Below are 23249 nucleotides of genomic sequence, written 5' to 3' on the forward strand. Positions count from 1 at the left end.
GGCTGTGAGGATTTACTTAAGTCACTCATTTCTTGTTTTTTTATGACTTAAGTCATATCTGGTTTTTAATAGAATAAATCGCTAACTGTGTTCGATCGCGAACATGTAGTTTTAAAAACAGCTGGCTAATATAGTTTTTCACTGTCCCAACTGTTAAAAAAAGTGCCTCTGCAATCTCTGCGTTGCTTAATCCCTCTCCAACCATACGAACAATGTCTCTTTCTCGCTCTGTTAAGTCTGGAGTTGCCCGTTGCACCACCTGGTTTTGTTCAAGTAATGTAGGAATGATTTTCGACGCGACTTGTCCATCTAAAATCATCTCGCCATCTAGTGCTTTTTTAATTGAAAGCATTAAACTGTCTCGGTCGGCATGCTTTAACATGTATCCGTTTGCTCCTAGCTTTAACGATTGAAGTGCATAATCTTCATCCGCAAACGTTGTCAACATCACGATTTTCACTTGTTTCTTTAGTCTCCGAATTTCTTTCACTGCATGGATACCGTCCATATTTGGCATGCGCACATCCATTAAAATTAAATCCAGGTGGTGTGAAAGTGCGATTTTCACCGCTTCTAGACCGTCACTTGCTTCCTGCACGTCGTACTCTCCACCGAATTCAATCATCATTTTTAACCCCTGTCTAACAATCGGTTGATCTTCAACGATCAGGATTTGTTTTTGGCTCAAGTGGAAACACCCCTTTCATATAAAAATCCTTCTCTTTAAATCGAGCCAAAAATTGTCCCTCTAAAGCCTCAAATCGATTCCGAAGTTGCGAAAGACCAAACCCCTCTTTCAACGCTGTTGGTGTGGCTTCATTTTTAACAATTGCAACATAAGATGTTTCTGCATATACCGAAAGCGTCACGTCCACTTTTTTGGCATACGCATGCCGCATCGCGTTTGTTAACCCTTCTTGCACAAAACGGTAGAGTGCAATACTTTGCTCATTGGATAATTGCTTGGAAAGTGCGCCATTTTCAGTTGTTAACGATACACGAACTTGGCTTTCCATCTCTAACTTTCGAATTAATCGTACAATCATGGCAACACCACGAACTTCTTCTTTTTCGAGTGCCTGAACAGCATTTCTCATTTCATCTAATGCTTGACGAGCGGTTTGTCTAGCACCTAAAAGATAGTGATTTTCTTCCTTACCATGTAGTTCAGCCATTTGCAACTGCATACCGAGAGCGGTTAACTGATGCCCAACTGAATCATGAACATCTCGAGCAATTCGGGTACGCTCTGCTTGCTTCACCAAGTCTTCTTCCTCGATTAACTGTCTTTTAAGTAAGCGATTTTCATAGACCAGTGTTTCACTTTTTATTTCACTCTCATTGGTAAGCTGTCGTTGCTGATTTGCAGACCACGCACAATAAAGACTAATCGAGGAAATGAATAATGCGACCGACATACTGGCCCCATTCGAGGTTGTACCTGCGATAGCGAAAAGAAGGAAAACTAGTACTGCGAAAGAATAGCTCCTATTATCGATTCGTGTATAAAAAGATAGGAAAACAAAGCTCCATATGATCAGCCAACCATGATCAACACGATAGAAATTTATGAACATCGTCACGATGAAGATTAATATGATGTAGAGATAGATCGGTTTTGGCCATAAAGGTTCAGAACAAATACCCGCTATCATTAAACCGAGAATGATCCAAAAAAAAGGGTTTTCCATTAATTCTGGAGTTGAATTTGCTACAATGCCGTTTGCCAGTCCGATAAATAGCAAGCTTAGCCAGACGTTCATAAAGAGCCAACTTGTTTGTAGTAGAAATTTGTTGCTTTGATTTTATGGGATAAAGCAGATTGAGCAAAATGTGGGATCGATCCTGCAAATGTGTAACCTAAATGCTGATACAGTGCATTTGCAGACGAACCCTTTTCTGTATCTAAGGTTAGCAGGTGAATGCCTTTGGACACTGCTAGTTGCTCTGCTTGGTTCATTAGTTGTGAAGCAATTCCTTTCCCCCTAAAATTTGAATGAACCATTAATTTAGCGATTTCTGCACGATGCCGACCATTTTCCTTTTCACTACAAAGTAGCTGAACCGTGCCAACAGCCTTTCCCTCATCTATCGCGATTAAGCAACTATGTGTGTCTGAAAGCACAACAGAATCCCAATAGTCATGTGCTTTTTTGAGCGTCAAAGGGGCTAAAAAATTTATTGAAGCGCCATCATTCACACAGTCCACTAATAAATGGCTCAATGAATGGTTCCAATCATGGGTACAACTAATTTGTTTAATCATTCCGTCTCCTTTTTTTACTTCCTTTTGCTTTTATATTCATTGGCGGAAGCTTGCCGCAGAGGAACGGTTGAGCCTGCGCAGCCTTCGATCTGCTCTGTCTCAACTCGCCCTTTTTCCGCAGGCGTCACCGCAAATCAAATTTGCAATCAACTACTTTTCAATCATTAATCTTACAAACACATCAACTATGTAAAACGGGAGTTGTACCACTTATCCAAACACCGCGTCTCTTGTAAGCAGGTGTTTCATGACGTTAACAAGAAGGTTTGATCGTTCTTCTAAAGAAGGAACGAATAAAAACTCTTCAACACTGTGAAACCCTCCTCCTATTGGACCCATCCCATCAATGGTTGGTACACCTAATGCGGATGTATAGGAAGCATCGGAACCGCCTCCTGATGCGGTCTCTTTTACTTCAATCCCTAATTGCGCTCCACAAGCTTTTACCAGGTGATAGAGCTGGATCGTTTCTTCTGTACGAACCATTGGTGGTCTCGTACTACCACCTTCTACTGTTGTTTTTGTTTGTGCCACATGGTTTCGTTTAGCAATGTCATGTATTACATGTTCAAGTTCACTAGCTTGCTCTATCGTAGAAATTCGAATATCAATATCTGCTTCTGCATAATCGGCCACGGTATTGACAGAGGTCCCACCTTTTATTACGCCCACATTTACATGTATTCCAGCTTCTTGATCAGACAACTGGTGAAGTGCAATAATTTTATGCGCCAATTCTTCAATAGCACTTGCTCCTTTTTCTGGATCGTTCCCGGAATGAGCGGCTATCCCCTCTACTTTCATTGTGTAACGACCACCTCCGCGTCGAAACGTTACGACCGAACCGTCTTTTCGAGCTGGTTCCATGACTAAGACCGCTTTTTTTCTTTGTGCATGTTGTTCGATGTAAGGACGAGCCGAGACTGCGCCAATTTCCTCATCACTCGTTAACAGCACGTCAATATGCCGCAATAAATCTGGATGCGTTTCATAGAGTTCTCTTAGCGCAAAAAACGTTGTCACATGACTTCCTTTCATATCTGCTACTCCTGGTCCATATGCATAATCGCCATCAATCGTGAACGGACGAGAAATAGCTGTGCCAACAGGAAAAACGGTATCCATATGCGCTAACAGTAGAATGCTAGACTCTTGCGTGTTCGTTTTTTGACGTAATAAAATATGATCGCCATAGACATCTTGCTTATAAACGGTTTCTTCATAACCAATGGAACGATAGGTATCAATTAAAAGGGAACCTAATCGATCTACTCCTGATTTATCATAGGAGCCACTATCTATCATCACGAAGGTTTCTAACATTTGAATCATTTGCTCTTTTTTCGTCATTTGACATTCCTTCTTTCCTTGCACGTAATTGAACACTTGTAAGTGGCAAATTTTCACCACTTACAAACATTATTGCATCAGCAACAATACACCTATGGCTAACGCTGCAAATAGAATCGCGAAAGGTAAATTGGTTAGCATGATGCGGTAAGGATTTTGCTCTGTATGACGAGCTGTCATTGTCACCACAATGCCGTATGGCGAAATGGTAAAGGTTGCGAGTGCGCTCACGATGTACATAACCGTTAATGCGATTGGCATCGTCGGTAGTAAGATCGGACCAATGACTTCATGCACAAGTACCATCGTGGCAATGGGATGAATCCCTACCATCGCTAACAGATAAAAACTTATTGGAATAATCGCAAGCAGAATGGCTGGCTGGTCACCTAATTGAAAGAGCGGCTCCTGCACATAGCTTAATAGCTCTGTGTGATTCAAAATACCTGTAAACCAACCTAATGAAACAAACAAGACAATAAAAGGGTGAATACCTGTACGTAGCTGTTTATCTAGTGAGGACAGGCCATTTTTTATGAATTCATTTCCTTTTCCAAAAAAGATTGTCCAGATAAAAGAAAACAATGGAATTAATAGCACAACGGTTAAAATAAAGGATAAATTCAACCATTCTCCAATACCAATGACAAGAAGGAGAAAAACGATAATAGCTAAAACAAGAGACCATTTTGACCGACCTGCCGTTTCTTCGTAGTGAACGGATAGCGAATCACTATGCCAGAGTCGATTTTTTCCGATTTCAATAACTGTCATCAGAATCGATAAAAGCAATAAATAAGGAACAAGTGATACATAGCTTTGCCCTGTTAAGCCGATTGCGGTTACAACCATAATTTCCATTGGCATCCAAACAAGCGCAAGCGCATAACCACGCAACGTTGTTTTGCTTATAAGAGCATTAAGATCTTTCTTGTTTACGTTCGTTACATGTTGATGGAGCGTATTTTGTAAAAGTGGCAAGACGGATAGGTTCATAAACGGTACAAAACCGTACGTAGTAACGAGCGATTTTGTCTGAAGTTTCCCTGTTGAATGCGCACCTTTGAACAACCACGTTTGCACTTGTTTATCATAGTGTAACGTCTCAATCGCCGCCTGCATCAACGGCACAACCGCTACAAAAACGACAAGCGTTAAGTTGTTTGAGAAGAGTGGTGGTAGTCCCTGTATCGCCATATCGCTAAACGGTAGTAAGATTGCACCACCCGTTAAAAAAGCGATTCCCATGCTTTTAAACAAGCGGTTTGATTTTGTAAACGAATAGATGAGCATCGGTAGCGTTAATAGCCCACCTATCCACAATATGGCATTGGCATCAAACGCTAGCCCAATAAAAACAAGAAATAACGTAAAACCGTAGTAAACATGTTGCACCGACATTCCTCCGATAATTATAAATCAGACATAACAATTCTATTTATTTTACCAGATTCATTAGCCAGAGAACATATCCTCAGCTCTTATTTTACCGCGCCTCGATTATTTACTTGGAAACGAACATGAACGTTAACAGGCGTAGTTGAATATTGCTCTTCCTTCCACTTGCCAATATCAATTCCACGCACATGGTGCCTGACAATTTCAGTGATACCGATTGGATCTAACTTTTCCTCCTGTAAAAATGAAATCATTTTCGTGAACTCCGCTTCAAAATGCTCCTTCGATCGTTGTTCAAGATCCCCCGTAGTTATTTCACCAACTGCGACATCTTTTTTCTGCCTCAATGTACCTTCCATTTTAAGGGTAACATCTATGGCAATCGATCCATCTTGATTTTTCGAGACATCCCATGAAGGTTCGGACTTAATATAGCGGTAAACAATGCCTTTATCATCACCTAGTGCAACATAAGCATTTCCATGGGTCGTTTTTTCAAATAACTTTCTGAAATAACTGCTCTGTTCTAAATTAATTTCTGTCCGATATTTATCCCCTTGAAATAAAGCAAGCCCCGTTATTTTCGCATGATCGCCGATTCGATCTACCACTGGAATAAAAGCGTCCGTTCCCGTTGCATAATACCGATATAAAAACTCATGCATACTTGATTTAGGAAGTTGTTCAATTTCATTTTTTTCAATTAAGTCCAGTAAATGACGCTGTGCGGTTGAATGAAACGGGTATTTTGCATCAAATAGATCACTGGCGCTGCCTCTGCTTATTAATAATTTTAAGTTTTGTTCAATAGACGGATTCCTCTGGATAGCGTCTAATGTATCAAATAGACCCTCTTCTTTTGCAAAGGTTTCGCTAAAAATATGAAGCCTCGTTCGACTGGAATCGATTAGTCGGGGCGACTCTGCTTGTAATCCCTCGTACAAACTCGCTAAGTTCGGATTTAATGTTGTAATTAATTCGCTCTCAGGTACTTGTTCATCCGCCGGCATGATGATCGTCGTTATACCAGTTGTCTCCACTTCCCCTTTATCGTTTAAATCATGAGCTAACGCTTGTAAGTATTGAATATCTTCATTTAATTGTAGTTGCGGTGTGCATGCTGATATAAAAAGTAGGGAAAATACGCTCAGATTACGCACGCTCTTTTTTACCATTTCGCATCACCTTCTTCTTGAAAATTAATTTTAACAATGCAAGAAAAGGGATATACACATAGAGTGTATAAAACCCGAGCCGGTTAATGATCTGTTGTGCTTCACTTAAGCTATAATACCGTCTTAACAGGAGCGCCAAACCATACACAACGACTATGAGAACGACAAGCCAATATTTCTGTTTCCATTTAAAGGACCGCTTCCCTATGTAGCTTGCTGCCCATAAATAAAGACAGATATTGGGTAGCAATATTAATAACCAAATGGAAATGCCTAAATACTCCATTCTCCAAACCGATAAAGTCGGCCAAATAATATTGATTAAATGATTCTCTGTAAAAACCAAATACACAAGAATATACGTAAACACATACATGCAAGTACTAATTCCTAAACCGATTTGCGACCACAGAAGCGATTTTTTTGCATGTTTAAAAAAAGGAAACGCAACAAGTAAAATTTCAACCCCTAAATATTGAAACGTCATTTGCTTTGTTGCAGAAGCTAACTCACTAAACGAATGATTCCATATAGGATATAAATTGTTCATTTGTAATAACCCACTTGGATAATGGGAGAAGAACAATAATGGGATCGTCATAAAAATGGTGATGACGCTCAACCCCATAAGGCTCCGAAACCCAGATTGTGTGAAGAGAAAAGCCAACACGATAACAATAAAGATGAGAACACCATGATATAAATCTGGAAAAATCCAGATAATGACCATATCAACGTAAATCACTAAAATTGTGCAAGCAAATAAACAAAAATAGCCAATAAAATAAAGATCCAATAGGCGTCCAATAAACCGTCCAAACATTCTTTTATGAAGATCTACGATGGTCCATCCTTCTTCTAAAATATAGTAGATGAGGCCGATTACCACCATAATACTTACAGCAGACAATAAAATTGCAATCCATCCATCATTCCCAATAATCTCTGCCAAGTTTCGCTGAAATGTAAAAATCCCAACCCCTATTTGCATAACAATTACTAAGAACAGCGTAAAGAAAGGTGAGACTTGCTTTGTAGCCATTTTCATATTGGACTCCTACATCGATTGAAATCTCCCTTACTCTTCAATATCGTAAGAGGCTCTCTTTTTCGGTTTGCTTTTAAACCGTTCTTGTTTTTTTGGACGCAAAATACTTGGTCTTTTTTCTTGAAAATTCATTGGCATATGAAAGAAAGAATCTTTAAAATCGCCAACACGTAACGGATAAATAGGAGCTAAATAAGGATAGCCATAGGATTTCAACGTTAATAAGTGACGTAAACAAAGCAATAAACAAATCGAAATTCCAATAAATCCATATAGCTGCGCAAAGAAAATAAATGGAAACCGAAGCATACGAACAGCATTCCCCATTTGGTAAATTGGCGTTGTAAATGAAGCAAGCGCTGTTAATGCAACAATAATTAAAAGTACACTACTCGCTAAAGAAGCTTCTACAACGGCCGTCCCGATTACGATACCACCAACAATCCCAATGGTTTGACCAATTCTTTCTGGTAGCCTTGCTCCAGCCTCTCGCAAAAGTTCAATAGTCAATTCTAAAATAAGCACTTCAATGATAGGTGGATACGGAACCTCCATCCTTGATGAAACCATCGTAATTAATAAATCATCCGGGATAAGTTCATGGTGGAACGTCGTAATAGCTATGTAAAAGGACGTCGCAACGACGGAAAACACGACGGCACATATTCGCATCATTCGAATAAACATCCCCACTGGCCATTGATCGTAATAATCATCAGGTGATGCAAAAAACTCAATCAAAGTTGTCGGACCAATTAAAGCAAGTGGTGAACCATCTAATAAAAGCGTTACTTTTCCTTCTGTTACGCTTGTTGCGACTCGATCAGGACGTTCTGTTTCTAATAATTGCGCAAAGGGAGAATTTGGGCTATCCGTTATTAACTGACTTACTTGTGCAATATCAGTAAATTCATCGAAATCGAGATCCTTTAGACGTTGACGGACCGTTTGAAGCAATTGATCGTTCACAACACCATCGAGATAAAGTATGGCCAGTCTACTTTTGCTCACACTCCCTAACGTCATTTCGTCTACAACTAATTCAGGAACTGCTATTCGCTTTCGTATGAGGTTGATGTTGACATCTAAATCTTCAATGAAACCTTCTTTTGGTCCAGATACGGAATATTCGTTTTCAGATACAGTAATTTCTCTGCTTTCAATTTTCCTAAACGGAAGCACTAAGAAGGGACTAGACACCTTGCTTGCGCCGATTAATAACGACCCTCGCATGATATGGGTACTAAATTCATCTGCTGATTGGGCGGTTTCAATGCGTTCAATGGGTAAAGAATCATGTAATTCTTCAATCGATAAATGCGGATTCATTTTTATGTAAGCAATAACTCGATGAAAAGATTGCTTATCGCCCATGACCGAATCAAGGTAATAGTAGCTGATTGAATGATCTGAATGGGCATCTTCCACGACAAAGTCCGTTGACTTCGACAAGGTTGCAATCGTTGCTTCGATTGACTCTTTCCTCAATGAACACCTTCTCCTTTCTATGTGCGACCCCGCATACTTTCAATTAGGAATGCCACAATGAGGGTTTTTTTATGTTCTATTCCAATAAAAAAACTAGCGCCTCCTATCAAGCACACTAGTTTCATCATTTATTCAACTTACCAAAATGTTGATTCATAATAGTGCATCAATACATCAACATCATCTGTTCTTAACAAGACGCCTGTTTCATCAAATAAAATGAACAGGGGTAATGCTTCTGAAACAATTCCGACATCAGCAAGCTCAAATTCAGGCTGATGATGCGAACAAATGTTAATCATTTCAGTACGACCTTCCACTAGCTCATTTTCTTCTCTGAGCGGTAAAAACGAACGCTCATATTCATCCATTACCTCTTGATAGAACGCTTCACCCTCCGCCGTGGTATCATCATAAAACAAATACAAATCATGATGCCCTCGGTCGTTAGCGCGATACGCATGTAAGAATTCCATATAGGCTTCGTCTTCTTCTGACACAACAGGTGTACAAGCAAAAAGAACGAAAAGCAGACCAATTAAAGGAGCATATGTTTTTTTCATTTTTTCACATCCCTACATTTATTCAGAAAATTATATATATATATTACTACAAAAAACCGACGCCATTCATCCCCAAATAGCGTCGGTTCCCTTTTATAGTTGTTGCAATGCTTTCCTTGCGATATCTTTCCGATAAAACAACCCATCACTTGTAATCTGGCTACTCGTTTGATAAGCCTGCTCTTGCGCGACTTCAATGGTACTTCCTGTTCCTGCAACTAAAAGAACTCTCCCACCATTGGTTTGCCACTCTGTTGCTTTCTTCGTTCCTGCATGGAAGATTAGCTGGTTTTGTGCAGCTTCTTCAATGCCGTGAATCGGTACACCTTTTGCATACGCTTCTGGATAACCGACGCTGGCATGAACCACACCTACAACCGCTTCTTCTTTCCATTTCAATTCTATTGGTTCACCGTTTAGCACATTAAGTATGACTTCAATAAGATCGGTCTCAAGGCGTGGCAAAACGACTTGTGTCTCAGGATCACCAAAGCGCGCATTATATTCGATTACTTTTGGGCCATGAGTTGTCATCATTAAGCCTGCATAAAGGACCCCAGTAAAAGAACGTCCTTCCTCCACCATCGCATTTGCTGTTGGTTGAAGAATCGTTCTTACAGCTTCTTCAACATCATCGTCAGAAAACTGAGGTACTGGTGAATATGCGCCCATGCCACCTGTGTTTGGACCTTTGTCTCCATCATATGCGCGCTTATGATCTTGCGCCGGAACCATCGGAATGACCGTTGTTCCATTAACGAATGCCATTAATGATAGTTCTTCCCCTTCAAGGTATTCTTCAATGACGACTTTGGCACCAGCTTCGCCAAACCCATGATCGACTAAAATATGTTGAAGTGCACCGATGGCTTCCTCTTCAGTTAATGCAACCGTTACACCTTTCCCAGCCGCAAGACCATCTGCTTTAATGACAATTGGCGCTCCCTCCGCTCGTACATAGCTCGCTGCAGCTTCAAATTCAGTAAATGTTTTTGATGCTGCTGTGGGTATCCTATACTGGTGCATGAATTCTTTTGCAAACGACTTAGAGCCTTCAAGTATGGCGGCCTCTTTTCTTGGGCCGAATACAGGTATTTCTTCAAATTCAAATCGGTCAACTAACCCTTCTAATAAAGGAATCTCAGGTCCGACAATGACTAAACCAATGTCACTTTGTATAGCAAACTGTACAAGTGCATCGTGATCGGAAGCTTCCAACCCAAGGCAAATCCCGAGATCAGCCATGCCATCATTACCTGGCGCTATATAGACTGTCTCAACAAGCTTGCTGTTTGAGGCACTCCAGGCAATCGCATGCTCTCTTCCACCGTTTCCAATGATTAATACATTCATGAATCGTGTCCCCCTTAATGTTTAAAATGACGTAATCCAGTAAACACCATCGCAATGCCATATTCATCTGCCTTTTGGATCGATTCATCATCTCGAACAGATCCTCCTGGTTGAATGATCGCTGTTACTCCAGCTTTCGCTGCTGTTTCTACTGTATCACCGTAAGGGAAAAACGCATCAGATGCAAGCACCGCCCCTTTTGCTCGCTCGCCTGCTTGTTCAATCGCGATTGCCGCAGAACCAACACGATTCATTTGTCCTGCACCAACGCCAACTGTCATCTCACCATTTGCTAGTACAATAGCATTTGATTTTACATGCTTGACGACTTTCCAACCTAAAGATAATGCTGTCCACTCTTCTTCAGTCGGTTCGCGCTTAGTCACAACACTGAGTTCCGCATCATCCAGTCCTAGGGAATCTTCTTCTTGCAACAGTAAGCCACCGTGAATGGACGTTAGCTTATCTTCTGTTTTTCCTTTATCCACTGCTACTTCTAATAAGCGAATGTTCTTTTTCTTCATCAACATTTCTTTTGCTTCCGGGCTAAAATGTGGAGCAAGGATAACTTCTAAGAAAATCTCGCTCATTGTCTGTGCGGTTTCTTGATCCACTTCACGATTAAGGGCAACAATGCCACCAAATATTGATTTTGAATCGGCTTCATAGGCGCGATTAAAAGCGGTAGCAATTGATTCGCCTGTTCCTACACCACATGGATTCATATGCTTGATCGCAACTGCAGCTGGTTCGGTGAATTCTTTTATCACTTCAAGAGCCGCATTCGCATCATTAATATTATTGTAAGAAAGCTCTTTTCCATGTAGCTGTTTTGCTTTTGCGATAGAAGAGGCTGATCCGTTGCTTTTCTCGTAAAATGCCGCTTTTTGGTGCGGATTTTCACCGTAACGTAATGCTTGCTTATGCGTATATGTAACCGTTAATGTTTCAGGATGGCGCTCATCTACTGCTTCTGTTAAATAAGAGGCAATGAGTGCATCGTAAGCCGCGGTATGACGAAATACTTTAGCGGCTAGCTTTTGACGAAGAGACTGTTGGTGATCATCACTTTGTTCTAAACTAGCAAGGACTGCTTCGTAATCATTCGGATCAACGACAACGGTTACGTCTGCATGATTTTTCGCTGCAGAACGCAACATACTTGGTCCACCAATATCAATGTTTTCAATCGCATCTTCAAAAGTAGCATCTGGTTTTGCAATTGTTTCAGCAAACGGGTAAAGATTTACGACGACAAAGTCAATTGGCGTAATGTCTAATTCTGCAATTTGGTTCATGTGGTCATTTTTATCTCGTCTCGCGAGTAATCCACCATGAATGGCTGGATGAAGGGTCTTGACCCGACCATCTAAAATTTCTGGAAACGCCGTCACGTCTGAAACATTTTTTACCGGGATTCCTGCTTCTTCTAATGAGCGCTTCGTTCCACCCGTTGAAAGAATTTCGATATCCTGTTCTACTAGTCCATTAACAAATGGAATGAGTCCCTCTTTATTTGATACGCTTACGAGTGCACGTTTCTTCATTCATTTTCTCCCCTAGTCTTTTCTGCCACAATCTGATTGACAACCTGTGGATACAGTTGATGCTCGACTGCTTGAATTTTAGTTGTTAGTGAAGCATGATCATCATCTAGTGCAATGGCTACTTTTTCCTGTGCAATCACCGGTCCTGTATCCATACCTGCATCGACGTAGTGAATCGTGACACCTGTTTCCTTTGCTTTGGCTTCAAGTGCTTGGCCAACTGCATCAAGACCTGGAAAAAGCGGCAACAATGAAGGATGGATGTTTACAATTCTCCCTTCAAACGCTTCTAAAAGCGTCGGTCCAATTAAACGCATATAGCCAGCCAGTACGATCAACTCTACTTTAGCTGCATGTAATTGTTCAATGAGATATGCTTCATAAGCTCGTTTATCAATAAAGTCGCTTGGCAAAACTTCAGCAGTCTCTACGCCTAATTGACTTGCTTTTTTAAGAACGGGTGCCTGTCGTTTATCGCTTACAACGAGCACCACATTTCCTTTAGCTGATCCATTTTTCGTTCTTTGAATCAGATTCTCCGCATTTGTACCAGAGCCAGAGGCAAAGATCGCTAGCCTCATGGCTCAATACTTCCAATTGTAATACCTGATTGGCTAGTCACTCTACCAATAATAGAAGCGCTCTCTCCAGCGTCTTCTAGACAGCGGATGGCTTCATGCAGGTGTTCTTCGCTTACTGTCAGCACCATACCAATTCCCATATTAAACGTTGAAAATAGATCGTTGTCAGATAAACCTCCTTGCTCCTTAAGCAATGAGAATATAGCTGGAATCGGCCATGATCCATAATCAATTTCTGCGCCTAATCCTTCTGGAAGCATTCTTGGGATGTTTTCATAAAACCCGCCACCTGTAATGTGTGCGGCCCCTTTTACAAACTGTGAGCGAACAGCTTTTAGAACGGGTTTGACGTAAATTTTAGTCGGGGTCAGCAGTTCCTCTCCAAGCGGCTTCCCTAACGCTTTAGGAACACTGTCCAACGAAAGACCAGCCTGTTCAAGCAACAGCTTACGAACAAGCGAAAAACCGTTTGAATGGAGTCCGCTTGAAGCTAAGCCAATCAGTACATCTCCAGCTTCAATTGATTCTCCAGTAATCATTTGGCTTTTCTCAACGGCGCCAACAGAAAACCCGGCTAAATCATATTCTTCGTCACTGTACATGCCCGGCATTTCCGCCGTTTCCCCGCCGATCAGCGCACAACCTGCCTGCTCGCAACCGTCTGCTACACCTTTAACAATCGCTTCAATCTTTGCTGGATCCGCTTTCCCGAGCGCTAAGTAATCTAAAAAATACAACGGCTCTGCTCCTTGCACAACAATGTCGTTTACGCACATGGCAACGGCATCTTGCCCGATTGTATCATGTTGATCCGCCATAAAGGCAAGCATTAGCTTCGTTCCGACACCGTCTGTCCCTGAAACAAGTACCGGCTCTTTTAAACCTAATTGCGAAAGATCAAAGTTGCCCCCAAACCCACCTAAGCTTCCAAGCACACCTTGTCGTTTCGTTCGCTCGACATGCGTTTTCATCCGTTTCACTGCTTCGTATCCTGCTTCTATATCGACCCCTGCTTGCTTATATGCTTGTGACATGACAAGTTCCTCCGCTTCATCTTAAAGTTTTGCGTGTGGATGGAGCGTATCCGCATAGATTTCTGTTGGGTATTCTCCAGTAAAACATGCTAAACATTGGCCACAATTGTGCATCGCGTCTGAGCGACCAATTCCGGCTTTTAGCCCCTCGGTTGATAAAAACGCCAAGCTATCTGCACCCATCATCTCTCTCATTTCTTCTATTGAATGAGAGGAAGCGATGAGCTCTTCCGTTGTAGAAGTATCGATCCCATAAAAGCACGGGTTCTTTATCGGTGGTGATGAAATGCGTACATGCACTTCAGCTGCTCCTGCATCTCGTAACATGTTGACAATTCGTCTACTCGTCGTGCCACGAACAATTGAATCATCAATCATGACAACACGCTTCCCTTCAACCACGCCACGAACAGGAGAAAGTTTCATTTTTACGCCTTGCTCTCTTAACTCTTGTGATGGCTGAATGAACGTCCTTCCGACATACCGATTTTTAATCATGCCGAGTTCATAAGGAATGCCAGCTTGTTCTGCATAGCCAATCGCTGCCGAAATACTTGAATCCGGTACACCCGTCACAACATCCGCTTCGACTGGCGATTCCATTGCAAGCTGCTTTCCTAAACTTTTTCGCGCTGTATGGACATTTATTAGATCTACATTTGAGTCAGGTCTTGCAAAGTACACATATTCCATGCTACAAATCGCGCGGTTTCCAGGAGAGACAAATCGCTCACTTCTCATGCCCGTATCATCAATGATTAACAGTTCACCAGGCATAACCTCACGTTCAAACGTGGCACCGACAATATCAAATGCACACGTTTCTGAGGCCACAACATAGGCATCCCCTAAACGACCAATCGATAATGGACGCAAGCCATTCGGATCTAGGGCTACCATTAATTGACGTTCATTTAAAACAGCAAACGCATAGGCTCCTTTTAACGAAGAAAGAGCATTTTTCATTTGATCTTCTAAACTGTAGTAGCCACTACGTTTTATTAAGTGAGCGAGAACTTCTGTATCCGACGTGGATTGAAAAATCGATCCTTGCGCTTCAAGCTGGTGCTTAAGATGATTGGCGTTAACCAAATTTCCGTTATGCGCAATTGCGAGTCCGCCTTTTTGTGAGTTGAAAAACAATGGCTGAACGTTGGCATAACCACCACCACCTGCTGTTGCATAGCGCACGTGTCCAATTGCCGCTTTTCCGTGTAAACCCGCTAAAATATCTGGATTAAAGACATCATTTACAAGTCCAAGTCCTTTATGAGCCGAGAGCTTCTCGCCATCAGACACGACAATCCCAGCGCCCTCCTGCCCACGATGCTGTAAGCTATGCAAACCATAGTACGTTATTTGTGCAGCGTCTTTATGACCAAATACGGCAAACACGCCACACTCTTCATTTAACCCTTTGATTTCAGCAAACATGGAATAGCCCCTTTCCAAGCTGACTCAAGTTCTTCCGATTGAACAGATAAGATCGTTTCTCCATCTTTTTCTATTTCAAGAATGGGTTCTTTTGTCACTATGCCAATTGCTCTCGCGTCTTGCACAAGTTCTTCAAAATGCGGTTTATTCTCTTCTTTCACGGTCACAATAAAGCGGGACTGACTCTCAGCAAATAAATCTACCGCGTCATTCGACCAGTTTACTTGCGCCCCTAATGATGTTCCAAACAATTTCTCAGCAAGAGCGACAGCAAATCCACCTTCAGCCACGTCATGGGCAGAAGATACGATTCCAGCTTGGATTGCAGACAAAAGTTGCTGTTGACGATTTTTTTCCACATCTAAATCAATGGTTGGTGCTTGACCAGAAAGTTCGCCCTGCAACAATTTTTGAATTTCGCTTCCGCTAAACTCTGGTTTTGTCTCACCAATTACGTAAAGATAATCTCCAGCTTCTTTTACCGTTTGCGTTGTAATCCAATCCACATTCTCAATTAAGCCGACCATCCCAATAACTGGTGTTGGATAAACAGCACCACCAGAGCGCTCATTATAGAGCGAGACATTTCCTCCGATTACTGGTGTCTTCAATACTCGACACGCTTCGCTTAAACCGTCTGTTGATTTTTCGAGCTGCCAAAAAATTTCTGGTCGTTCTGGATTTCCATAGTTTAAGCAATCGGTTACACCAAGTGGAGTCGCCCCTGAACAGACAAGGTTCCTAGCTGCCTCAGCAATCGCAATTTTCCCACCGACTTCTGGATCTAAATACAAGTACCGAGAATTACAATCCGTTGTCATCGCTAAGGCTTTTTTTGTTCCTCGGATTCGGACAACTGCTGCATCTGAACCAGGTGCAACAACCGTATTGGTTTGCACCATATGATCATACTGCTGATAGACCCACTCTTTGCTTGCTATTGTCGGTTGAGAAAGTAGATTGACGACCATTTCCTTTATATCTCCCACAACCGGTACAAATGGCGCTTCTGCCTGGAACTTTTCATAATACGCTGGTACTTTAGACGGTTTATGGTAAACAGGCGCATCTTCCGCTAGTGCATCTACTGGTACGTCTGCTACAATCTCACCCTTATGTAAGAGACGCAAACGTTGATCGTCTGTCACAACCCCAACTTCAACAGCGTGTAAGTTCCAGTGTTCAAAAATCGCTTTAATTTCGTCTTCTCGACCTTTTTCAACAACTAACAACATGCGTTCTTGTGATTCTGACAGCATCATTTCATATGGCGTCATGCCTAATTCACGTTGAGGAACAAGGTCCAAATTCATTTCAATTCCAGAGCCTGCTTTACTCGCCATCTCTGCTGAAGATGACGTTAATCCAGCTGCTCCCATATCTTGGATTCCAATTAACGCATCAGATTTCACGACTTCAAGGCATGCTTCAAGGAGTAGCTTTTCCATAAAAGGATCACCTACTTGAACAGCTGGACGCTTTTCATCGGATGCGTCACTTAATTCCTCTGATGCAAACGTTGCGCCATGAATCCCATCACGCCCTGTACTTGCGCCGACATACATGACCGTATTTCCGACTCCCTTTGCCTGCCCTTTTTGAATATCTTTGTGATCAATTAAGCCGACGCACATCGCATTCACAAGCGGATTTGCTTCATAACAAGGATCAAACTGTACTTCCCCACCAATTGTTGGGACACCGATACAGTTCCCATAACCGGCAATGCCCGCTACTACTTCTTCAAACAAGTACTTCACTTTTGGTGACTGTAATTCGCCAAAGCGTAAAGAGTTTAAGAGTGCAATTGGACGAGCACCCATTGAAAACACGTCTCGTAAAATTCCTCCTACACCTGTTGCCGCACCTTGATAAGGTTCAATTGCAGATGGGTGATTGTGGCTCTCGATTTTAAAAACAACCGCTTGCTCGTCTTCAATATCAATAATGCCAGCACCTTCACCTGGACCTTGTAGTACTTTTTCACCATCAACAGGAAATTTTTTTAATAACACTTTTGAATTTTTGTAGCTACAATGTTCCGACCACATCACAGAGAACAAACCTGTTTCCGTGAAATTAAGCGGACGACCGACAATCGTTTCGGCTAATGTAAATTCTGCGTCTGTTAAACCCATTTCCTGATAAAGTTTTTTCTCTTTAATCGCTTCTGCACTTGGCTCAAGAAGTAGTGACATAAGATTCCCTCCAGTTGGATAAAATCGATGTAAATAGCGTCAAACCTTGTTCATTTCCGAGTAATGAATCAACCGCTCGTTCAGGATGAGGCATCATTCCAAGCACGTTTCCCTGTTCATTGACAATTCCAGCAATTTGCGCTTTTGATCCGTTCACATGTTCATTGTAACGAAACGCAATTTGATTATGTGCACGCAATGATTCGTAAGTCTTATCGTCGCATTCATAGTTTCCTTCGCCATGCGCAACTGGAATGCGAATTGTTTGTCCCTGATCGTAACCTGATGTGAATAGCGTTTCGTTGTTTTCAACCTTTAATTCGACCGTTCGGCACACAAATTTCAGATCGATATTACGCTTCATTGCACCTGGCAACAAGCCTGATTCAAGCAATACTTGAAACCCATTACAGACACCTAATACTGGTTTTCCTTCATGAGCCGCTTGAATGACGGCGGGCATAATCGGTGCAAAACGAGCGATCGCGCCAGAACGTAGGTAATCTCCATGTGAAAATCCACCTGGCAACAGGATGGCGTCATACTCATCTAGTGAGGTTTCAGTATGAAACACGTATTCAACCTCTTCTTTTAATCCATCTTTAATTGCGTGATACATATCAGCATCACAGTTTGATCCAGGGAATACAATTACTGCAAACTTCATGATGGGACAACCTCCTCCACATCAAAGCGGTAATCTTCAATAACTGTGTTAGCTAAGAGTTTTTCACACATTTCCTTCACTCGTTGTTCGATGTTTGCGACATCCTCAATGTGAAGCTCTAAGTATTTTCCGATCCGAACATCTGCCACCTCTTCGTAGTTCATTGTGTGAAGCGCATCTTTTACTGCAACTCCTTGTGGATCTAACACACTCTCGCGTAAAGTGACATACACTTTGACTTTATACATGACGTAACCCCCGTTAATAGAATAGTAGATCGTTCACTTAGAATTAAGGTGATTCTTTTAGTAGCTTTCTTCATTTCTGTTTTTCATTTAAACGAACTCTAAAAACGTTCATCATTAGACGACAACGTTAATAATCGAGTTAAAATCTCTTGATAACCTTCTTGAAGATTACCAATATTCCGTCTAAACAGATCTTTGTCAAAGCGTTGATCGGAGTCTTTATCCCATAAACGACATGTATCAGGTGATATTTCGTCTGCCAAAAGAATCATTCCGTCGTCAGTTCGACCAAACTCTAGTTTAAAATCGATTAAACGAACGTTAATCCCGTCAAACAATTCAATCAATTGCTCGTTCGCTTCTAATGACATCCGTTTTAATCGATCCACTTCCTCAAGGCTTGCCGCATTCAATAGACCAATGTGGTCCTCAGTGATCAAAGGATCACCGAGGGCATCATCTTTATAATAAAATTCTACAATCGGTCTTTGAAGGGCCGTTCCTTCCTCAATACCAAGCCGCTTCGACATGCTACCAGCAACAACATTTCGAACGACCACTTCAAGAGGAATGATTGCTACTGGTTTTACTAATTGCTCTGTGTCAGATAATCTCCGTATAAAATGGGACGGAATCCCCTTATCAGCAAGACGCATAAAGATCTGCGCAGAAATTTCGTTGTTTAACTTCGCCTTCCCGACCAGCGTATCTTTCTTTTTACCGTTAAAAGCAGTCGCTTCATCTTTATATTCAATCCACAGTGTGTCTGCTTCTTCCGTCTGATAGATTCGTTTTGCTTTTCCTTCATAGAGCAAGTCTTGTTTTTTCACCATGCATCAGCCCTTCGTTAAGAAAATTTACTCGTTTATTCCTAAGCGATTAAAGATCGTATCCACATGCTTCATATGGTGCTCGTAGTTAAAGCACTCATCCAGCTCTTCATTCGAAAGGACCGCTGTAATTTTCGGCTCTTTTTCAATTAACTCACGGAACTGGATACCTTCTTCCCACGCTTGTGTCGCTTTTGGTTGCACTAAGTCATAGGCTTCTTCACGAACCATGCCTTTATCAATCAAGCTAAGCAACACGCGCTGTGAATAAATTAATCCGTACGTGCGCGTCATGTTGCGCTTCATATTCTCTGGGAACACGGTCAAATTTTTCACAATGTTACTGAAGCGATTTAACATATAGTTCACAGTAATCGTTGCATCAGGTAATATAACGCGCTCTGCTGATGAATGAGAGATGTCACGCTCATGCCATAACACCACATTGTCATAAGCCGTGTTCATATATCCGCGCACAAGTCGAGCCAAGCCTGTCATATTTTCTGAACCAATAGGATTCCGTTTGTGCGGCATTGCCGATGACCCTTTTTGACCTTTTGCAAAAAATTCTTCTACTTCTCTTAGTTCACTTTTTTGCAAGCCACGAATTTCAACGGCGAACTTTTCAACCGATGTCGCAATAAGTGCCAAACTTGCCATATACTCCGCATGGCGATCACGCTGTAAAGTTTGTGTAGAAATAGGGGCTGGATTTAACCCAAGCTTGGCACAGACAATTTCTTCAACGCGCGGATCGATGTTTGCATACGTTCCAACTGCTCCAGATAGTTTTCCGAAACGAACCCCTTCAGCAGCGTGTTCAAAACGTTCAATGTTACGCTTCATTTCTTCATACCATAACGCCAGTTTCAAACCAAACGTCGTTGGTTCTGCATGAACCCCATGAGTACGTCCCATCATAATGGTAAATTTATGTTCAACAGCTTTTTGCTTAATCACTTCTAAGAATCGATTAAGGTCAGCTGCTAGAAGATCGTTCGCTTGTTTAAGTAAGTACGAGAGTGCCGTATCCACTACATCTGTAGACGTTAAACCGTAGTGCACCCACTTACGTTCTTCTCCTAATGTTTCAGAAACCGCTCGTGTAAATGCGACTACATCGTGGCGGGTTTCCTCTTCGATTTCCAAAATTCGATTCACATCGAAGCTGGCGTTCTCACGAATTTTCTTTACATCTTCTTCAGGAATTTCGCCAAGTTCTGCCCATGCTTCACATGCGACAATTTCTACTTCTAGCCACGCTTGATAGCGGTTTTCATCGGTCCAAATCGCTCCCATTTCAGGACGCGTATAACGTTCAATCATTCCATTTCCTCCAAGACTTTCGTTTTTTTCTCCCAAAACGCATCAAGGGCTTGTATGCATGTTGCTGTATCTTGTTCAAGTACAGTTAGGTGACCCATTTTCCGCTTCTCTTTTGCTTCCTTTTTTCCGTAGAGATGAAGCGATACCTGTTGAAGTTCATCTAAACGTTCCATTAAAGGCGACACCTGCTCACCAAGCACGTTTTCCATTACACAAGGCGATAAAAGCGTTGGTTTGCGTAAAGGCAAGCCACATACAGCTCGAATATGTTGCTCAAATTGAGAGACCTTACAAGCCTCTATTGTATAATGCCCTGAATTGTGTGGTCTAGGGGCAAGTTCATTTACAAGTATTGTCCCCTCTTTTGTCACAAACATTTCAACGGCTAATGTTCCGACCACGTTAAGTCCTTCCACAATGCGCAACGCTATCCGTTTCGCTTCTTCTTCGATGGATGTATCTATACGCGCAGGCACAATCGTACGATGTAACACGCTTTCTTTGTGTTCATTTTCAGCAACTGGAAAAATTTCTACGTCGCCGTGACGAGATTTTGTTGCAAGAACGGAAATTTCACATTCAAATGGAATAAGCCTCTCTAATACGAGTTCCCCGTGGTTAAGTAACGCTTTACAAGATGCCTCAACGTCTTCAGTGGTTTTTACCACCGCTTGACCTTTTCCGTCATATCCTCCTCGACACGTTTTCAAAATAGCTGGTAACCCTGTTACGACAATCGCATCCGCAATGTCTGCTAGCTTAGAAATCGGTGCAAAAGGGGCAACGGGTATACTAAGCTGTTCCAGCGCTTGCTTTTCTTTTAATCGATGCTGTGTCGTCGCAAGCACTTCGTATCCTTGTGGAAAATCACTCATTTCAGAAAGTTGAGCAGCGGCGTGTTCATCAATATTTTCAAACTCATATGTAAGCACATCGCTCATTAATGCAAGTTGTTTACATGCTTCATAGTCATCGTACGGGGCTGTGATCACTTGATCAGCCACTTGCCCACATGGTGCATCTGGAGTTGGGTCTAGAACCGCAATGCGATACCCCATCGCTTTTGCGGAAAGAGCCATCATTCTCCCTAACTGCCCACCACCAATAATGCCAATCGTACTTCCAGGCTTGACGATATTCACTGAAGATCACCTCGATGATCCATGACATGCTGCTCCATTTTTTTTCGTCTATCCAACAAGCGTTGTTGAAGAGCTTGGTCTTCCACTCCAATCATTTGCGCTGCCAATAATCCAGCATTTGTAGCGCCTGCTTGGCCGATCGCCACTGTTGCAACCGGAACGCCACCTGGCATTTGCACAATCGATAACAGCGAATCAAGACCATTTAACGCTTTTGATTGAATAGGCACACCGATAACAGGCAAAATTGTTTTCGCTGCCACCATTCCTGGCAAATGAGCCGCGCCACCAGCTCCCGCAATAATGACAGTTAACCCTCTAGCTTGAGCACGCTCCGCATACTCAAACATAAGATCTGGCGTTCGATGAGCAGAAATGACATCTTTCTCATATGGAACTTCCAATTCATCTAACACATCACACGCATGCTTCATTGTTGGCCAATCTGACGTACTTCCCATAATAATGCCAATACGTGGTTGATTCATTGCGATCCTCCGATTTCATTTAATTCAAACATAAAAACACAGCATGTCATTCATCTTTTTAGAAAAGAGAAAAGACGACTACTGTGTCGTGAAAGCCGGTTACCCGCTTTGTCTTTCCTCATAGTCTAACAATTTACGGTCGTTAGGTAGAGACGTTCAGGCCATATTCCTGAGATTATATGAGGGGATATATTCGTTTTCGTTCCAATTCGCACTTTCAGTTTACGCAGGAAACCATCTATTGTCAACACATAGTCGAACATTTATACAATTGTCTTTCTGGAACGTTCGTTTTTTAAGATAAGTCCTTAAAGACTCACTTTCTTTCCATTTTCGCATAAGCTATGGTAAATGCCCAAGATAGGAGGAAGCGCTGTGCGTTCCTTTGATCAACGAATTAAACGTTCGTTTCTTTTTATAACTTTTGGATTGGCTTGGAGTATGGCGGCACTATTACTGGCTAGACCTGATCTTCCCTCTCCATACTTTTTATTTTTTGCCTGTCTAGCTCCAGTCGCTGCTGCTTATATTGTTCATGAATCAACAACGAATCGCTCACTCGTACAATCCGTTTTCTTGAAGGCAAAACCAAATAGCTGGTGGTTGCTGAGTGTGATCATACCGATTTTGTTTGCGGTCACGTTTATCTTCTCTTACCCAATTGAATGGTTTACGTTTCACTCATGGTGGTTCTTATTAGTAGGCATTTCATTTTTTTTAGAAGTTGGCTGGCGTGGCTTTTTTCAAAAAGAGCTTGAGCTGAAATCTTTTTGGCTTTCGTCATTAACGACTGGCATACTCATGGCTTGTTGGACGACACCTCTTTTGCTTGTTTTTTTCGGGTTAGATGATGCACATCTACTTCCCTTCATTCTATATTTTCTGTTTATCGCTGCTCCAAGTACTTTGTTTATCTCATTAACAAAGTCGCTCATTCCGCCAATCATTTTAAATGGTCTTCTACTTTACTTATTAACAGTTCTTCTTCCAAGCTTTCCTATGCTTGTTGTTTACTTTTCGCTGCTTCTGTTTCTTAACGGCCTGACGATGCTTGCAAACAGTGTGTTTCCTGAATATTTTTATCGTTCTTTCGTGAAACATGAACACTGATCC

22 protein-coding genes and 1 riboswitch are annotated in these 23249 nt (G+C 41.8%); of the genes, 1 reads left to right on the top strand and 21 read right to left on the bottom strand.

Annotated elements, in window-relative coordinates:
- Window positions 1-52: 52 nt before the first annotated feature.
- The 21 genes from ACE1TH_RS19195 to purE all read right to left on the bottom strand — a co-directional run bounded on the left by ACE1TH_RS19195 (window position 53) and on the right by purE (window position 22136).
- Window positions 53-688, bottom strand: coding sequence for a response regulator (locus ACE1TH_RS19195; protein WP_375079767.1), 636 nt, complete (start codon window positions 686-688; stop codon window positions 53-55).
- The gene (locus tag ACE1TH_RS19200; protein WP_375079768.1) at window positions 660-1763 is read right to left on the bottom strand and encodes a sensor histidine kinase; all 1104 of its coding nucleotides are present in this window, start codon (window positions 1761-1763) and stop codon (window positions 660-662) included. Before ACE1TH_RS19200 ends, ACE1TH_RS19195 begins: the two co-directional genes overlap by 29 nt.
- On the bottom strand, window positions 1760-2266 hold the full coding sequence (locus tag ACE1TH_RS19205; RefSeq protein ID WP_375079769.1) for a GNAT family N-acetyltransferase: 507 nt from the start codon (window positions 2264-2266) through the stop codon (window positions 1760-1762). Before ACE1TH_RS19205 ends, ACE1TH_RS19200 begins: the two co-directional genes overlap by 4 nt.
- A gap of 210 nt (window positions 2267-2476) precedes the next feature.
- Window positions 2477-3616 (bottom strand): M20 family metallopeptidase, encoded by a 1140-nt coding sequence (locus ACE1TH_RS19210; RefSeq protein WP_375079770.1) that lies wholly within the window; start codon window positions 3614-3616, stop codon window positions 2477-2479.
- 69 nt (window positions 3617-3685) lie between these two features.
- The gene (locus ACE1TH_RS19215) at window positions 3686-5011 is read right to left on the bottom strand and encodes a hypothetical protein (protein ID WP_375079771.1); all 1326 of its coding nucleotides are present in this window, start codon (window positions 5009-5011) and stop codon (window positions 3686-3688) included.
- An 86-nt stretch (window positions 5012-5097) separates the two neighbouring features.
- On the bottom strand, window positions 5098-6189 hold the full coding sequence (locus ACE1TH_RS19220) for a Ger(x)C family spore germination protein (protein WP_099305320.1): 1092 nt from the start codon (window positions 6187-6189) through the stop codon (window positions 5098-5100).
- Entirely contained in the window at window positions 6167-7231 is a 1065-nt protein-coding gene (locus tag ACE1TH_RS19225; protein ID WP_375079772.1) for a GerAB/ArcD/ProY family transporter, read from the bottom strand. Before ACE1TH_RS19225 ends, ACE1TH_RS19220 begins: the two co-directional genes overlap by 23 nt.
- 36 nt (window positions 7232-7267) lie before the next feature.
- A complete protein-coding gene (locus tag ACE1TH_RS19230; protein ID WP_375079773.1) occupies window positions 7268-8725 on the bottom strand; it encodes a spore germination protein in 1458 nt (485 codons plus the stop codon).
- A gap of 137 nt (window positions 8726-8862) precedes the next feature.
- The gene (locus tag ACE1TH_RS19235) at window positions 8863-9288 is read right to left on the bottom strand and encodes a hypothetical protein (RefSeq protein ID WP_375079774.1); all 426 of its coding nucleotides are present in this window, start codon (window positions 9286-9288) and stop codon (window positions 8863-8865) included.
- 93 nt (window positions 9289-9381) lie between these two features.
- Complete coding sequence (purD, locus tag ACE1TH_RS19240; RefSeq protein ID WP_375079775.1) at window positions 9382-10641, bottom strand: phosphoribosylamine--glycine ligase; 1260 nt, start codon at window positions 10639-10641, stop codon at window positions 9382-9384.
- Between the two features lie 14 nt (window positions 10642-10655).
- Window positions 10656-12188 (bottom strand): bifunctional phosphoribosylaminoimidazolecarboxamide formyltransferase/IMP cyclohydrolase, encoded by a 1533-nt coding sequence (gene purH / locus ACE1TH_RS19245; protein WP_375079776.1) that lies wholly within the window; start codon window positions 12186-12188, stop codon window positions 10656-10658.
- A complete protein-coding gene (gene purN, locus ACE1TH_RS19250; RefSeq protein WP_099305333.1) occupies window positions 12185-12769 on the bottom strand; it encodes a phosphoribosylglycinamide formyltransferase in 585 nt (194 codons plus the stop codon). Before purN ends, purH begins: the two co-directional genes overlap by 4 nt.
- Complete coding sequence (purM, locus tag ACE1TH_RS19255) at window positions 12766-13803, bottom strand: phosphoribosylformylglycinamidine cyclo-ligase (RefSeq protein ID WP_375079777.1); 1038 nt, start codon at window positions 13801-13803, stop codon at window positions 12766-12768. The genes purN and purM overlap by 4 nt, the downstream gene beginning before the upstream one ends.
- A gap of 21 nt (window positions 13804-13824) precedes the next feature.
- Entirely contained in the window at window positions 13825-15237 is a 1413-nt protein-coding gene (purF, locus tag ACE1TH_RS19260; protein WP_099305337.1) for an amidophosphoribosyltransferase, read from the bottom strand.
- A complete protein-coding gene (gene purL, locus ACE1TH_RS19265; protein WP_375079778.1) occupies window positions 15213-17435 on the bottom strand; it encodes a phosphoribosylformylglycinamidine synthase subunit PurL in 2223 nt (740 codons plus the stop codon). The genes purF and purL overlap by 25 nt, the downstream gene beginning before the upstream one ends.
- A complete protein-coding gene (gene purQ, locus ACE1TH_RS19270) occupies window positions 17419-18102 on the bottom strand; it encodes a phosphoribosylformylglycinamidine synthase subunit PurQ (RefSeq protein WP_375079779.1) in 684 nt (227 codons plus the stop codon). The genes purL and purQ overlap by 17 nt, the downstream gene beginning before the upstream one ends.
- Window positions 18099-18350 carry a phosphoribosylformylglycinamidine synthase subunit PurS gene (gene purS, locus ACE1TH_RS19275; protein WP_255224858.1) on the bottom strand — a complete coding sequence of 84 codons (252 nt, stop codon included), beginning with the start codon at window positions 18348-18350 and terminating at the stop codon, window positions 18099-18101. The genes purQ and purS overlap by 4 nt, the downstream gene beginning before the upstream one ends.
- A gap of 98 nt (window positions 18351-18448) precedes the next feature.
- Complete coding sequence (gene purC, locus ACE1TH_RS19280; protein ID WP_375079799.1) at window positions 18449-19180, bottom strand: phosphoribosylaminoimidazolesuccinocarboxamide synthase; 732 nt, start codon at window positions 19178-19180, stop codon at window positions 18449-18451.
- Window positions 19181-19207: 27 nt separating this feature from the next.
- Window positions 19208-20506 carry an adenylosuccinate lyase gene (gene purB / locus ACE1TH_RS19285; protein ID WP_099305345.1) on the bottom strand — a complete coding sequence of 433 codons (1299 nt, stop codon included), beginning with the start codon at window positions 20504-20506 and terminating at the stop codon, window positions 19208-19210.
- Window positions 20503-21648, bottom strand: a complete 1146-nt coding sequence (gene purK, locus ACE1TH_RS19290) for a 5-(carboxyamino)imidazole ribonucleotide synthase (RefSeq protein ID WP_375079780.1) — start codon at window positions 21646-21648, stop codon at window positions 20503-20505. The genes purB and purK overlap by 4 nt, the downstream gene beginning before the upstream one ends.
- Window positions 21645-22136: a 5-(carboxyamino)imidazole ribonucleotide mutase gene (gene purE / locus ACE1TH_RS19295; RefSeq protein WP_099305349.1), complete on the bottom strand. Its 492-nt coding sequence runs from the start codon at window positions 22134-22136 to the stop codon at window positions 21645-21647. The genes purK and purE overlap by 4 nt, the downstream gene beginning before the upstream one ends.
- A gap of 101 nt (window positions 22137-22237) precedes the next feature.
- A riboswitch (purine riboswitch) is annotated at window positions 22238-22339 on the bottom strand.
- 172 nt (window positions 22340-22511) lie between these two features.
- Between purE and ACE1TH_RS19300 the strand changes: the two genes are divergently transcribed.
- Complete coding sequence (locus ACE1TH_RS19300) at window positions 22512-23246, top strand: hypothetical protein (protein WP_099305351.1); 735 nt, start codon at window positions 22512-22514, stop codon at window positions 23244-23246.
- Window positions 23247-23249 lie beyond the last annotated feature (3 nt).

The sequence above is a fragment of the Shouchella sp. JSM 1781072 genome, from assembly GCF_041949915.1.
Lineage (GTDB): Bacteria > Bacillota > Bacilli > Bacillales > Bacillaceae_D > Shouchella.